Raw genomic sequence first — 13,051 nt, forward strand, 5'->3', positions numbered from 1 at the left:
GCCACACTTCGGTGCGGCCTTTTTTACGAGATGTTTTGGCGCCGTGCTAGAAGAAAATTGTTCAGTGCAAGCCGGTCGGCTGGATATAGCCCAGCTTGTACAAGATCAGTATCAAGAGAAACAACGTCACTGACAGGCCGACGCGCCAGGTCAGGGCCTGTACCGTGCGGTTGCTTTTACCCTTGTCGCGCATCAGGAATATCAATGCGGAGGCGAGGCTGCCGAGGATCAGGATGAAGGCAATGATGACAACGATTTTCATTTTTTTTGCCAGGGGAAATGTTGACTAAGGCAATATTGTAATGCGGAATGACTCGAGTCCAAGCTCCAAACGCAGATTCCGCTTCCGGCTGATTCCATTTGTGGCGACCGTAGTGCTAGTGGCGCTCGGTATCGCGTTGGCACAATGGCAAACGCGGCGTGGCGATCAAAAGCAACTGATCGAAAGCAAACTGTTGCAGCGAGAATCCGAACCGGTGCTCAGGCTGGGCGACGCCCTGCCGGATGCCGATCAAATCGAGTACCGGCGCGTTGCGTTGCGTGGTGAATTTATAGGCGCCTGGCCTGTTTATCTGGATAACCGCCCCTTGAACGGCGTGGCCGGCTTCTACGTGCTGATGCCATTCAAGATAGCCGGCACAGATAGTTATGTGCTGGTGGCGCGTGGCTGGCTGCCGCGTGACCCGTCGGATCGCAGCAAGCTGCCGACTTATCCTACACCGGTTGGTACAGTCGAGATAGAAGGACTGGCGAGGCGCGATTTTGGCCATGTCATGCAATTGGGCGACGCCGGCCCGCCGGTACCTCAAGCCATCGTGCAAAATCTCGGTATCGGCGAATTTGCCGCCGCCAGCAAATTCAAGTTGCAACCGTTTGTAGTTGAACAAACCGGCGACGCAGACGATCATATGCAACGTGCATGGCCCCGGCCGTCGCTGGGGATCGAACGGCACCGCGGTTACGCATTCCAGTGGTATGCGCTGGCCGCAATGGCATTCATTTTTTTTGTTGTGACAGGATTTAGACGTGGATCAGAAAATACCAACAAGCCAGCCGATCAGCAATCCGGCTAATCCGGCAACTGCGGGGGGCAAGCAACGCCAGAGCGGACGCTGGAAGCTGTTTGCGGTGATCGCCGTGTGCGCGGCGCCCATGATTGCTTCTTATTTCACGTATTACGTGATCAAGCCGCAAAGCCGCACCAACTATGGCGCGCTGATCGATCCGCGCGATTATCCGATTCCCGAACTGGGCAGCACCACGCTCGATGGCAAGCCGGAATCATTGGATGCCTACAAAGGCAAATGGCTGATGGTGCAGGTCGACGGCAGCGATTGCCAAAAGGCTTGCCAGGACAAGCTGTATGAAATGCGCCAGCTGCGCCTGATGCAAGGCAAGGAAATGGAGCGTATTGAGCGCGTCTGGCTGATCACCGACGACCAGCCCCTGCAAACCATGGTGATGCGCGAATACGACGGCACCAAATTGCTGCGGGTCAAACCAGAGTTGCTCAAAGCCTGGCTGCCGGTTGACGCAGATACCAGCGCTGCAGATCATATCTATCTGATTGATCCGCTTGGCCACCTGATGATGCGCTTCCCCAAAGATGCCGATCCGAACAAGGTAAAAAAAGACCTGTCCAAATTGTTACGCGCTTCGTCGATAGGATGACCTTGCCATGATGAGTTTCCAATGACGGCAGCAGCGCTGGCCCAGCTTGGCAGCATGGGCATACTGGTCGCCTTGCTGGCGTTCTGCGTGGTGTGGGTTTCCAGCGATACCAATAAGTACCGCAAGCTGGTTTGGGTCACGCTGTTCCTGACCTTCGACCTGATCATGTTCGGTGCTTTCACCCGGCTGACTGACTCGGGCCTCGGTTGCCCCGACTGGCCTGGCTGCTACGGCCATTCCAATCCGCTGCTGGCGCATGCACACATCAGCGCGGCGCAAGAAGCCATGCCGTTCGGTCCGGTATCCGTGAAAAAGGCCTGGATCGAAATGATCCACCGCTATTTCGCGATGGGTGTGGGTGTGATGATCATGGCGTTGATGGCGATCAGCTGGTTGCGCTGGCTGAAATCGAAGCACCGGCCGGCGCAGCGGCTGGCGAAGTTTTCTCCGTGGTATCCGACCCTGCTGTTTTTGTGTGTCTGCCTGCAAGGCGCTTTCGGCGCCTGGACCGTCACCCAGAAACTGCAGCCAGTGATCGTTACCACCCATCTGCTGCTTGGCCTGACCTTGCTGGCGTTGATCGCCTGGATGGGTGCGCGCCAGAATGACCATGCGCCGGTGGCGGCCAGCGCTGGCAAACTGGTCAAGCCGGCCTTGATCGGCCTGGTATTGCTGGTGATTCAGATTGCCCTGGGCGGTTGGGTAAGTACTAACTATGCCGCTTTGGCCTGTACCGACTTCCCTTTGTGCCATGGCGCGCTGGTGCCGCAGATGGATTTTGTGAACGGCTTTACGCCGTGGCGGCATCTCGGTATGACCGCTGACGGCGAGTTTATATCCTTCCAGGCCCTCACGGCGATTCACTGGACCCATCGCAGCTTTGCGTTCGTGGTGATTGCGTTTGTCGTCTGGCTGGCATGGAAAGCATTGCACACCGAGGGTTTGCAGAAAACCGGCCGCTGGCTGCTGGTTGTTATTGGTTTGCAATTGTTGACCGGCTTGTCTACTATTTACTTCAACTGGCCTTTGGCAATCGCCGTCGTGCACAACGGTGGGGCGGCGGCGCTGTTGGTGTTGCTGGTCATGTTAAACTATAAGACTAGACTTGCTCCCGGGCTGCATGCTGTTTCGGGGGTGGGTAGCCATCCAGTAATTGTTGACCGCCTCAACCCGCACCCATGACCGCTTTGACCATACCACCTAATCGAATTGCCCAATATTGGGCGCTGACTAAGCCGCGCGTTACGCAGCTGGCGGTATTCTGCGCGGTGATCGGTATGTTTCTGGCGACCCCTGGTTTGCCAGACTGGCAACGCGTCGTGGCCGCCACCATCGGTATCTGGCTGTTGGCCGGCGCAGCATTTGCTGTTAATTGCCTGGTGGAACGCGAAATCGACTCGCGTATGGCGCGTACGGCGCGACGTCCTATGGCGCGTGGCGAGATCACAGTCAACCAGACGCTGGTATTTTCCGGCGTCATCGGCGGCGCCGGCATGTGGGTGCTGTATAACTTTGTCAATCCGCTGACCATGTGGCTCACCTTCGCCACTTTTGTCGGTTACGCCATCATCTACACCATCATCCTGAAACCGGCGACGCCGCAGAACATTGTCATCGGCGGCCTCGCCGGGGCCATGCCGCCAGCCTTGGGCTGGGCCGCAATCGCCAACGACGTGCCGATGCAAGCCTGGATCCTGGTGATGATAATCTTCGTCTGGACTCCGCCGCATTTTTGGGCGCTGGCCATGTATCGTCGCGACGACTACGCCAAATCCGGCTTGCCGATGCTGCCGATCACGCATGGCCTGAAATTCACCCAGCTGCAAATCTGGCTCTACACAATTGCCCTGGTCGCCACCACCATGCTGCCATTTGCGGTTGGCATGAGCGGCCTGATTTACTTGGCCAGTGCTGCAGTGCTGGGCGTGATTTTCCTCTGGTATGCATGGCAGATTTATCAGCATTACACCGATCTGATTGCGCGCAAGACTTTCGCCTATTCGATCATTTACCTGTCGTTGCTGTTCGCCGCCCTGCTGGTCGATCATTACCTCAAATTCTGAAAGCAAACATGAAGCGTATTACCTCTGTCGTCTCCTTGTTTGTCGGCTTGCTGATGGTCTTGTCATTGGCTGCATGCGGCGATAAATCAGCCGGCAGCAGCCAGGAAATGACACTCTCGCCAGCCAAAAGCGCGTTTAACAATACCGACGTCACAGGACTGGGCTACGCCCGCGATTTCGCTCTGACCGACCACACCGGCAAGCCGCGCACGCTGGCTGATTACAAGGGCAAAGTGGTCGTAGTGTTTTTCGGCTATACCCAATGCCCCGACGTCTGTCCGACTACGATGGTAGAGATGGCCAATGTCTTGAAGGAAATGGGACCGCTGGCGAGCAAGGTACAGGTATTGTTCGTAACAGTCGATCCGGAGCGCGATACGCAAGAACTGCTATCCAAGTATGTGCCAGCATTTGATCCAAGTTTTGTGGGCTTGTATGGCGATGCGGCAGCGACCGAAAAGGTGGCCAAGGAATTCCGCGTGTTCTATCAGAAAGTACCGGGCAAGACTCCGGGCAGTTACAGCATGGATCACACGGCTGGCAGCTATGTGTTTGATCCTGAAGGCCACATCCGCCTGTTCATACGCCATGGACAGGGACCTGAGCCGGTTGCGCATGATTTGAAATTGTTGCTTCAGTGACCCGGGGCGACTCAGTCCCCAGCGACAACTAAAAAGGCAGGATCGCTTGATTGCGATCCTGCCTTTTGCATTGTAGCGCCTTCAATCTCAGATAATCTCAGACATGTCCTCTACGAAACGGAGACGATCTTTGGCGGCGGGCAGAAAACACGACTCGCTGCTGCCAAACAGGCGATAGCGGTTACGTGCTATCCAGCGATAGGCGCCATCCCGTATAAAGGCCGGTAACGGCCATATGATCCATGCCAGCTTCCAAGGAAATCCCAGTTGATGCAGCACCCTGAAAATCGCAGCGGTATGCTGATAGCTGCGTTCGCCGTCGACAAGCAATAGGGTTTCAAGCCTGGTGACACTCAATCCGGCTTGGGTCAGCAAAGCAACGCCGGCGCTTGATTGCATCGATGCAAACCGGAACACCCGGCGCCGGTCGTGCTTCAACAGGAATTGCACCCATGTCGAGCAAATCAGACATTTGGCGTCGAACACGATAATCATGCTATCGCCCACGCTTGTTCCAGATCCAGATAACCCCGATATTCAGCCAGTATCCCAACCAGCGGCAGAGTCGCCGCGACGTTGAAATACAGTTTTCCTCCCGCGCCGGTTTCCTCGGCCAGTATCGAAGGCAGCAGAAATTTCGGGCAAGGAAGTTCGCAAAATGTGATGCGCTGGATGATCATGCGTAGCTGCCCCTGAAGGACGCTGAGTTGAAAATGCAAATCTACCGGGCCCAGGCTCTCGACCAGGCTGCCGGACCGGATGCGCATCTGCGAGGTCATCGACCGGCCAGGAAAGTGGCGACGCCACGTCTCTTGCCGGGTATCGGCATCCAGTTCGAACCAGAAGTCGGTTTCAGTTGTCGCCTTGGGAAGAGCGAATAGTTTGCCGAACAGGCGTCCGATCGTCGTATGTGGGCCTTTGACCGTGCATCGGCCAGGCAAGGTGACTCGCCCGGCCAAGCTATGGAAGAGTTGCAGTTCAGGCGCCAATGAATGGAACTCATCTGCCATTGCCTGGCGATAGAGGGAGTCGGTGGAGTTCGTGGGGCGTGTTTGCATGGAAGCAATAGTGTAGCACCCGGAGCAAAAATAAAGCTCCCTGAACCGAGTGGTTGGAGGGAGCTATATCTGGCCTTGCCTATACATCGGCAATGCGGGCTGATGCGTCTTGCCAAGTTTCGCTGATCAGGAAAACGCCGCCAACGAACCCTTCATCTTCTTCAGCGCGACTGCTTCAATCTGCCGTATCCGTTCTGCGGATACGCCAAACTCGTCCGCCAGCTCATGCAAGGTGGCGCCGGAACCGTCGTCGTTGGCCAGCCAGCGCGCTTCGACGATGCGCCGTGAACGTTCATCCAGCTTGCTCAGAGCAGACTCGAGGCCTTCCGATTGCATGCGGTCATAGCGCTGCGCTTCCAGCACCTTGGTCGGTTCTTGCAATTCAGATGACAGATAGGCAATTGGTGCGAATTTCTCATCGTCGTCGTCAGTCGGCGCATCCAATGCGATGTCGCGGCCGGTCAGGCGCGTTTCCATTTCAATCACTTCTTCGCGCTTGACGTTCAAGGTCTTGGCCAAAGCATCAACCTGCGACGGCGTCATCGCGTCCAGGCCTTCCTTGTGACTGCGCAAATTGAAAAACAGTTTGCGCTGGGCCTTGGTGGTGGCAACCTTCACCAAGCGCCAGTTTTTCAGGATGTATTCATGCATTTCCGCCTTGATCCAATGCATTGCATACGACACCAGCCGTACGCCTTGATCCGGATCGAAGCGTTTGACGGCCTTCATCAAGCCGATATTGCCTTCCTGGATCAGGTCGGCGTGTGGCAAGCCATAACCGAGATAGCCGCGGGCGATCGACACCACCAGGCGCAAATGCGAAAGCACCAGCTTTTGCGCGGCGCCAAGGTCGTTTTTGTCGCGCAATTGTTTTGCCAGGGAAACTTCTTCATCATGTGTCAACATCGGCAAGCGATTTACCGCCGAGATGTACGCGTCAATATTTCCCAGCGTACCGGAAAAGCCGAGCGCCAAGGCATTGGTCTCGATTGGCATTAATGCAGTGTTGACTGATGGATTCTTCATTCTTTCTCCTTGCTGTCCGGCCAGCTCAGGCTGCCGGTTGATCAACGATCAGACGTTTGACTGGATTATATTAGCACTCTCTATTACGGAGTGCTAATAGGATTTGTTAGAGAATGTATATAGAGTATTGCTATTGAAATTATTCTTATGATTGCCATGTACAAGCACTTAGAGGGATAAATCCCTGGAAAGTTGCGATCTCGAGGAAGGAAAATGCTGCATAGCCGCAGGGAAAGTGCGAACAACAGTGCCCGGCTGTTCAGGCGATCAGGTCCGGCGTCATTGCAAGATAGGCATCGTAAGGCGGCAGGCTGAGAAAATCGCGAATTTGCTGCAGGTGACTGCTGGCGGCGATACTCAGATACAAACGCTGCGGCGGTTTGCGCAGCAGGCGGTTCAAGGTGACGCGTAGTGTTAGATTACCAATGCAACAAAAGCAACCAGGCGCGATTCGTTTGATTTCCAGCACCGGGGGCAGTGACTCGGGAGCGGACATGCCGTCCGCAAGGCCTTCAAGAATGAGTGCGGTGCTGAGGTGCGCGCCGTTGCGCGTAAATTCTTCCTGCAGGGCAGACCAGATCGCCGCCTCGCGGACGCTCGTCGATCTGCCGCACACCAGCGTGGTAAGGGTCATCCGCCTTTTTTCGACAACTTTCCCGGATCTACTCCGAGTTGTTTCAGTTTGCGGTACAGGTGGGTGCGTTCCAGTCCGGTTTTTTCAGCCACCCTGGTCATGCTGCCGCTTTCGCGAATCAGGTGGTATTCGAAATAGGCGCGTTCAAAAGCATCGCGCGCTTCGCGCAGTGGCAGGCCGAACGAAGATGAAAACAGGTTTTCCGACGACGCCGCGACCGATGGCAGCGCGGTGGCGTGTGCGGCTTCGGAGGAAGCCGGGCCGTTGAAGCTGCCTGCAGCGACAACCACGTCATTCATGTCGTTGACGGTGGCGGTCGGTTGTGGATACAGCGTCGGCGCGCGGGCAGTCTTGGGGCCTTGCGACAAGCCTTGCTGAACGGCTTTCAACAGCTTTTGCAAGGCAATCGGTTTTTCCAGGAAATTCAGGGCCCCGATGCGGGTTGCTTCGACCGCGGTATCGATAGTGGCGTGACCGGACATCATGATGACCGGCATGGTCAGCAAGCCATCGCGCTGCCATTCCTTGAGCAGCGTCACGCCGTCGGTGTCAGGCATCCAGATATCGAGCAGCACCAGATCGGGTACGCCACCCTGACGAAATTCACGAGCCTGTTGTGCATTTTCCGCGGCGGTTACTACATGCCCCTCGTCACCTAAAATTTCCGAGAGCAATTCCCGAATTCCCATTTCGTCGTCAACGACTAGGATGTTAGCCATGCGGTTGCCTTCCCATTTCCTGTTGCATCAAATCCCACTGTATGGACCGTTCAGATAGCCCAGTTAAATTGTTGATGTCTCTTTGTTTTATTTCCGCGTACTGATACATGCTATATCACTCAACTGCCGATTTGCAGATGTTCTGCATCAAATTATGATCGAATCATGACTTCAGGCTAACTTTAACAGCAAAATCAGGATTTTTGCGCCCTTTGTGTCGCTTCGATTCTGCAGATCGATGCGGCCACCATGTTCATCGATAATTTTCTTCACCATCGGCAGACCCAGGCCGGTGCCGCGCGGCTTCGAGGTAACATACGGCTCAAACGCTCTGGCCAGTATTTTAGGCGAGAATCCGGCGCCGTTATCGGTAATCGACAGCCGTACCGCTGTGCGCGATGAGCCGTCCGAGCTTTGATAGCTGACGCGCTCGGTCACCAGGTCGATGCGCGGCGGCAGGGGGTCGTCGCTGCGGTCCATGACGGCGTCCTGGGCGTTCTGCAGCAGATTGTGGATCACTTGCCGCAGCTGGGTGGCGTCGCCCATGACCATTGGCAGGTCCGACGCCAGCGAAGCATGAATCATGTCGCGCTCGTCACCGGCCAGATACAGGTGCAGTATTTCCGCCACCAGCACGTTCAGGTCCAGCTCGCTCAGTACCGCAGGCGGAGTTTTGGCGTAGTCCCGGAAATCGTCCACCATGCGCTTCATCGCGGCTACCTGGTTGACGATCGTGTCGGTGCTTTTTTTCAGGATTGTCGCATCCTGCGGCATCAGCTTGTCTTCCAGTTTCATCTGCAAGCGCTCGGCGGACAGCTGGATCGGGGTCAGCGGATTCTTGATTTCATGCGCCAGGCGGCGCGCCACTTCGCCCCAGGCAATCGAGCGCTGACCGGAAATGACATCGGATATATCGTCGAACACCACCACGTAACCGGTCCGGCTTTCGACCGGCAGGCGCGAGCCGCGCGCGAGCAGAGTGATGTCGTCGCTATCATTGGTCTCGACGCTGTCGACCCGTCGCGGAATTTCTATCTGCTGTTGCCAGTGCAGCAGTTCGGGGCCGATCTTCCCGGTGGCGAATTGCGCATTCTGTTCGGAGAAGGCGTCGGTGATGATTTCGGCAAAGTGCGCCAGGCCGTCAATGATGTTGAGCGGTTGACCAATATGCGGTGAAAAATCGTACTGCAGGATGCGCGCCACCGACTGGTTGCTGCTGACCAGCCGGAAATCACCGTCCAGCACCATCACGCCGGCAGACATGTTGGCCAGCACCGACTCCAGATAGGCTTTGGCGTTTTCCAGTTCAGTGCGGTTTTTCTCCACCGCACCGCGGGCATCATATAACTGGCGCGTCATCAGGTTGAACGACTGGGTCAGGGTACCGAGTTCATCCGAGGTGGCTACAATCGGTCGCGGCGACAGATTGCCTTCTGCCACTGCCTTGGTGCCTTCCGCCAGCAACAGCAAAGGTTTGGCCAGATCGGTTGCAATCAGGAAGGCGCTGGCGATGGCGCCGAACACTGCCAGCAGCAGCGTCAGCGTCAAGGTTACAAGATAGATCTTGCGCAGGCCGGAGCGGCCCAACGAACGCTCCTGATACTCGGTATACGCGGAAGCCACCGCATCTGCATTGGTCGCCAGATAGGATGGAACCGGCTGTATCATTTGCAGGAAATGCGTTTCGTTCTGCAGAGACGAACTTTTCAACGGTGGCGGGATTTCCACCACCACATGGAGGAGCAGGTCGTTGCTGCCGTTGTCGGCACCGCTGCTGTCCGGTCCGCTGTCGGTTGCGGCGTAACCGCGCGATAACCTGGCCTGTTGCAACATGGCGGGTGTCGGCAGATTGGGCACCAGCGTTCCCAGATGACCGCCGACGGAGGCGATAACTTCGCCTTTGGCGGTGACAATCGACGCTTCCAGATTCTGGTCGCTAAGGCGGCCGAGCTGGGTTGCCTGCGCAGAATTCGACAGGTCCGACCATTCGCCCGCCAGAGTACGCGCCCTGGCGCTGAGGTCGCTGAGAGATGACTCAAGCGCAGCGTGGCTCAAGTTCAAACCGGATTGCAAGGCTGACTCGACGTGGACATCAAACCAGGATTCGATCGAGCGCGAGACAAATTGGACCGACACCAGATAAATCACCACGCCCGGCAAGATGCCGATCAAGGCGAACATGAACACTAGTTTGGCCGTCAGCCTGGAGCCGAACTTGCCACGTTTATAGCGACTATAGAGACGGCCGAGCAGCAGGCAAACCAGCATGAACAAAGCCACGGCCACCAGCGCATTCAAGCCGAGCAGCCAGGAATAATGTTTATCGAAAAAATCGGAATTGGAGGATGCCGACGACAGCAGGAACAGGAGGATGCTGACGATGGCGCCGCCGATCACCAGCAGATAGCGTAGCGCGCGCGGCACGGTTATTCAGCCTTGTAGTTGAAGTTCTTCCAGTCGGAAGAAAAGTTCCAGTCGCTATTGTTGAGCGCATTGACCTGGAACGGTTTGGACAGCAGGCCCAGGTCCAGCCTCATGCGTACGGCGACCCGGTACACCTCGCCGGTCGTGAGGGCGCTCTTATCGGCGATCAGCCAGCGGCTTGGCCGGCGGATCAGTGACAGCGCATCGTCGAGGGTATTGAAATTTTGTTGCAAGCTGCCGTTGATGCCGACGTTATAACGCCGTGTGATGACGTTGTATTGCAGGCGGATAGTCTGGGTTGCAGTGATTGCTTTTTCATCGAACCAGTACCAGCGAGGCCGGGTCAGTTCGACGTCAGTCGTAAAATAGAGGGCAACGCCACGGTTGACTACATCTTCCAGCCCGCGGTTCAGATCGAATGAGTAGGTCGCCGACAGCCGGTAGCCATCGTCGCCGGCTTCGATATGGGCCTGGCTCAATTCAACGCCGTCAGAAGCAAAGCTGGACGCGTGGCTGAAAGACAGAACTAGCATCAGAGCCAGCAGCCAGTATTTGATGAATTGAGGCAATGGTCGTGTCACTGGTATCTGTTACGGAGCAAAATCCGTTAAAAATGGTTCATCAACAAGAAGGCGGAACTGCCAAGCGCTTTTGACGCCAGGCAGTGCTCATTACATCATTTTTGAAACAGGGCGTAAAACAGCCCGTCGTGATCTTGCTCGGCATCGGCCCGTGGCAACAACTGGCCGGGCGCTGGCAGCCTGCGGGCGTTATTGCGTTCGGCAAATGCGACGGCTTGGGCCTCGGACTCCTGTGGCCAGACGGAACATGTTACCAGCAGCAATTTACCATCGGGTCGTAGCATCTGCCAAAGATTGTCCAGAATCTTTGCTGAAAGTGTTGCTAGTTGCTCGGTATCGGTCTTGCGCCGCAACCAGCGTATATCCGGATGACGTCGGACGATGCCGGAGGCGGTGCAGGGCACGTCGGCCAGGATGCGGTCGAAGGGCTTGCCGTCCCACCAGTCCTTGCCGTCGCCGCCGAGGCTGGCGTCGCCCAATTGCAGCGTGGCCTGCAATTGCAGGCGCTGCAGGTTTTGGGTGATGCGTTGCAAACGTTTGGGATTGTTATCCAGTGCGGTCAGTTCGACCTCGGCCGTCTCCAGGATATGGCAGGTTTTGCCGCCAGGAGCGGCGCAGGCATCCAGTACCCGCATGCCATCCTGCACATCCAGCAGCGCCGCCGCCAGTTGCGCCGCTGCGTCCTGGACCGAAGCCAGGCCGTCGTCAAAGCCGGGAATCTGCGTCACCGGCATGGCTACATCCAGGCGGATAGCGTCGACGCCGATCTGGCGTGCACCGATATTGTGGCTGGCCAGGGCTTCCAGATAGGCAGCTGTTGAAGTCTTACGGCGGTTGACGCGCAAGGTCAGCGGCGGTGGCGTATTTCCGGCTGTCAGGATGGACTGCCAATGTTCGGGATAGGCTGCCCGCATGCGGTCGATCCACCACACCGGATAATTCCACAAGGCGAACGGCGACTTGACGGCGGCCGCCACCAGCGCTTCACGTTCGCGCAGGAAGCGGCGCAACACGGCATTCACCATGCCCTTGGCGTGGGCCATTTGCGGATCGGAAGATACCGCGGTGACCGCCTGGTTAACCACTGTGAAATTTTCGTAAGCAGGATCGTCGACATCAGCCAGCAGGCACAAGGCAGCGCACAGCAGGCAATGCAGCAAGGTTGGTTCCGGTGGCCGGCTGGCAAGGCTGCCCAGCAAGGTTTCTGCACGGCCGATACCGCGCATGGTGCGATAAGCGATGTCCTGGATCGCGCCGCGGGTCGGCGCTGGTGACGCCGATTGGGCGAACACCTGAGTTAGTGCTTGCGGCAACGCGGCACCTTCACGCACCAGTGCAACGGCTTGGGCGGCGGCGAGCAGGCTAAACGCGAGCGAATCTTTTTTGAGAGTGGAATAGGTCACAAGTGGTTCAGGTCGATACTACGGTTATGGTTTTCAAAAGATCAGTCGGGTAACAAAAAAGATCAAAAAAAGGATCGAAGGGTTTAATGTTTAGTGAGCGCCAGCTTAACTCCCAAAGCCACAAAGGCTGCGCCAACCGAACGCTCCAGCCAGTGCTTGATGTGAGGATTGTTGCTGGCATGCCGGGTCAGGGTTCCTGCCAGCATGGCGGTGCCGCTGTTCCAGCACAGCGTTACCACGGAAAATACCGCGCCCAGCAATAAGAAGGCAGCTATTTTATGCGGTGAATCATGCAGCACGAATTGCGGGAAAAATGACAGGAAAAACAAGATCACCTTAGGATTGAGAACATTGGTGATCAATGCTTGCACAAAAATTGTCTTGTGCGAACGCAAATCCAGCCTGGGCTGATTTTCGCTGACGCCCTGTTTATTGCTAAAAAGCATCTTGAGACCAAGGTAGACCAGGTACGCGCCACCTGCCAGCTTGACCATCATGAACGCAGTCGACGAGGCGGCCAGCAGCGCTGTCAGGCCGAAAGCGGACAAGGTTGCGTGGATGCAGCAGCCAGCCGTGATGCCGAGCGCCGACAGCAAGCCTGCGCGGCGACCTTGCGCCACGCTACGCCCGACAATATAGGCGGTATCCGGGCCGGGAGTGGCGTTCAGTAGCAGGACGGCCATCAGGAACAGGCCAAAATCGGTAATGCCGAACGAAATCATGGCGGCGCTAGACAGGATGGTAACAATGCGATTGTAGCGGGGATATGCTCGAGAACCTACGGTTAGGTCGCGATTGTGACAGGAAAAATGCTGAATTTACCGGATGGCT

15 protein-coding genes are annotated in these 13,051 nt (G+C 56.5%); 5 read left to right on the forward strand and 10 right to left on the reverse strand.

The genetic code is table 11. From position 1 onward, the window contains the following. Nucleotides 1–61 precede the first annotated feature (61 nt). Nucleotides 62–262, reverse strand: coding sequence for a twin transmembrane helix small protein (locus LT85_RS03045; RefSeq protein WP_038485100.1), 201 nt, complete (start codon nucleotides 260–262; stop codon nucleotides 62–64). A 40-nt stretch (nucleotides 263–302) separates the two neighbouring features. Between LT85_RS03045 and LT85_RS03050 the strand changes: the two genes are divergently transcribed. The 5 genes from LT85_RS03050 (at nucleotide 303) to LT85_RS03070 (ending at nucleotide 4,375) form a co-directional block, all read left to right on the forward strand. Then, a complete protein-coding gene (locus LT85_RS03050) occupies nucleotides 303–1,073 on the forward strand; it encodes an SURF1 family protein (protein ID WP_052134603.1) in 771 nt (256 codons plus the stop codon). A gap of 79 nt (nucleotides 1,074–1,152) precedes the next feature. Beyond that, nucleotides 1,153–1,671 (forward strand): SCO family protein, encoded by a 519-nt coding sequence (locus LT85_RS03055; RefSeq protein ID WP_253273726.1) that lies wholly within the window; start codon nucleotides 1,153–1,155, stop codon nucleotides 1,669–1,671. A 21-nt stretch (nucleotides 1,672–1,692) separates the two neighbouring features. Next, nucleotides 1,693–2,853 carry a COX15/CtaA family protein gene (locus tag LT85_RS03060; RefSeq protein WP_038485107.1) on the forward strand — a complete coding sequence of 387 codons (1,161 nt, stop codon included), beginning with the start codon at nucleotides 1,693–1,695 and terminating at the stop codon, nucleotides 2,851–2,853. Continuing rightward, the gene (gene cyoE / locus LT85_RS03065; RefSeq protein WP_038485110.1) at nucleotides 2,850–3,734 is read left to right on the forward strand and encodes a heme o synthase; all 885 of its coding nucleotides are present in this window, start codon (nucleotides 2,850–2,852) and stop codon (nucleotides 3,732–3,734) included. The genes LT85_RS03060 and cyoE overlap by 4 nt, the downstream gene beginning before the upstream one ends. Nucleotides 3,735–3,742: 8 nt before the next feature. Further along, nucleotides 3,743–4,375 carry an SCO family protein gene (locus LT85_RS03070; RefSeq protein WP_038485113.1) on the forward strand — a complete coding sequence of 211 codons (633 nt, stop codon included), beginning with the start codon at nucleotides 3,743–3,745 and terminating at the stop codon, nucleotides 4,373–4,375. Nucleotides 4,376–4,462: 87 nt separating this feature from the next. Here the strand turns inward: LT85_RS03070 and LT85_RS03075 are convergent, their stop codons facing one another. The 9 genes from LT85_RS03075 to LT85_RS03115 all read right to left on the reverse strand — a co-directional run bounded on the left by LT85_RS03075 (nucleotide 4,463) and on the right by LT85_RS03115 (nucleotide 12,942). After that, a complete protein-coding gene (locus LT85_RS03075) occupies nucleotides 4,463–4,870 on the reverse strand; it encodes a thiol-disulfide oxidoreductase DCC family protein (RefSeq protein WP_038485116.1) in 408 nt (135 codons plus the stop codon). Continuing rightward, entirely contained in the window at nucleotides 4,867–5,433 is a 567-nt protein-coding gene (locus LT85_RS03080; RefSeq protein WP_081991978.1) for a DUF4166 domain-containing protein, read from the reverse strand. Before LT85_RS03080 ends, LT85_RS03075 begins: the two co-directional genes overlap by 4 nt. A 126-nt stretch (nucleotides 5,434–5,559) precedes the next feature. Then, nucleotides 5,560–6,459, reverse strand: coding sequence for an RNA polymerase sigma factor RpoH (gene rpoH, locus LT85_RS03085; RefSeq protein ID WP_038485122.1), 900 nt, complete (start codon nucleotides 6,457–6,459; stop codon nucleotides 5,560–5,562). 259 nt (nucleotides 6,460–6,718) lie between these two features. Then, entirely contained in the window at nucleotides 6,719–7,093 is a 375-nt protein-coding gene (locus tag LT85_RS03090) for a hypothetical protein (RefSeq protein ID WP_038485125.1), read from the reverse strand. Continuing rightward, nucleotides 7,090–7,812 carry a response regulator gene (locus tag LT85_RS03095; protein WP_038485128.1) on the reverse strand — a complete coding sequence of 241 codons (723 nt, stop codon included), beginning with the start codon at nucleotides 7,810–7,812 and terminating at the stop codon, nucleotides 7,090–7,092. Before LT85_RS03095 ends, LT85_RS03090 begins: the two co-directional genes overlap by 4 nt. A 171-nt stretch (nucleotides 7,813–7,983) precedes the next feature. Next, complete coding sequence (locus tag LT85_RS03100) at nucleotides 7,984–10,236, reverse strand: sensor histidine kinase (RefSeq protein WP_038485131.1); 2,253 nt, start codon at nucleotides 10,234–10,236, stop codon at nucleotides 7,984–7,986. Between the two features lie 2 nt (nucleotides 10,237–10,238). After that, nucleotides 10,239–10,817, reverse strand: a complete 579-nt coding sequence (locus LT85_RS03105; protein WP_081991981.1) for a DUF4390 domain-containing protein — start codon at nucleotides 10,815–10,817, stop codon at nucleotides 10,239–10,241. Nucleotides 10,818–10,912: 95 nt separating this feature from the next. Beyond that, nucleotides 10,913–12,220: a 16S rRNA (cytosine(967)-C(5))-methyltransferase RsmB gene (gene rsmB, locus LT85_RS03110; RefSeq protein ID WP_038485135.1), complete on the reverse strand. Its 1,308-nt coding sequence runs from the start codon at nucleotides 12,218–12,220 to the stop codon at nucleotides 10,913–10,915. 83 nt (nucleotides 12,221–12,303) lie between these two features. Continuing rightward, nucleotides 12,304–12,942 (reverse strand): LysE family translocator, encoded by a 639-nt coding sequence (locus LT85_RS03115; RefSeq protein ID WP_038485138.1) that lies wholly within the window; start codon nucleotides 12,940–12,942, stop codon nucleotides 12,304–12,306. Nucleotides 12,943–13,051: the final 109 nt, after the last annotated feature.

The sequence above is a fragment of the Collimonas arenae genome, from assembly GCF_000786695.1.
Classification (GTDB): domain Bacteria; phylum Pseudomonadota; class Gammaproteobacteria; order Burkholderiales; family Burkholderiaceae_D; genus Collimonas; species Collimonas arenae_A.

Excerpts from the sequence above, each read along its gene's own strand:
- LT85_RS03045 (WP_038485100.1), bottom strand. The coding sequence starts at position 262 with ATGAAAATCGTTGTCATCATTGCCTTCATCCTGATCCTCGGCAGCCTC.
- LT85_RS03050 (WP_052134603.1), top strand. The coding sequence starts at position 303 with ATGCGGAATGACTCGAGTCCAAGCTCCAAACGCAGATTCCGCTTCCGG.
- LT85_RS03055 (WP_253273726.1), top strand. The coding sequence starts at position 1,153 with ATGATTGCTTCTTATTTCACGTATTACGTGATCAAGCCGCAAAGCCGC.
- LT85_RS03060 (WP_038485107.1), top strand. The coding sequence starts at position 1,693 with ATGACGGCAGCAGCGCTGGCCCAGCTTGGCAGCATGGGCATACTGGTC.
- cyoE (WP_038485110.1), top strand. The coding sequence starts at position 2,850 with ATGACCGCTTTGACCATACCACCTAATCGAATTGCCCAATATTGGGCG.
- LT85_RS03070 (WP_038485113.1), top strand. The coding sequence starts at position 3,743 with ATGAAGCGTATTACCTCTGTCGTCTCCTTGTTTGTCGGCTTGCTGATG.
- LT85_RS03075 (WP_038485116.1), bottom strand. The coding sequence starts at position 4,870 with ATGATTATCGTGTTCGACGCCAAATGTCTGATTTGCTCGACATGGGTG.
- LT85_RS03080 (WP_081991978.1), bottom strand. The coding sequence starts at position 5,433 with ATGCAAACACGCCCCACGAACTCCACCGACTCCCTCTATCGCCAGGCA.
- rpoH (WP_038485122.1), bottom strand. The coding sequence starts at position 6,459 with ATGAAGAATCCATCAGTCAACACTGCATTAATGCCAATCGAGACCAAT.
- LT85_RS03090 (WP_038485125.1), bottom strand. The coding sequence starts at position 7,093 with ATGACCCTTACCACGCTGGTGTGCGGCAGATCGACGAGCGTCCGCGAG.
- LT85_RS03095 (WP_038485128.1), bottom strand. The coding sequence starts at position 7,812 with ATGGCTAACATCCTAGTCGTTGACGACGAAATGGGAATTCGGGAATTG.
- LT85_RS03115 (WP_038485138.1), bottom strand. The coding sequence starts at position 12,942 with ATGATTTCGTTCGGCATTACCGATTTTGGCCTGTTCCTGATGGCCGTC.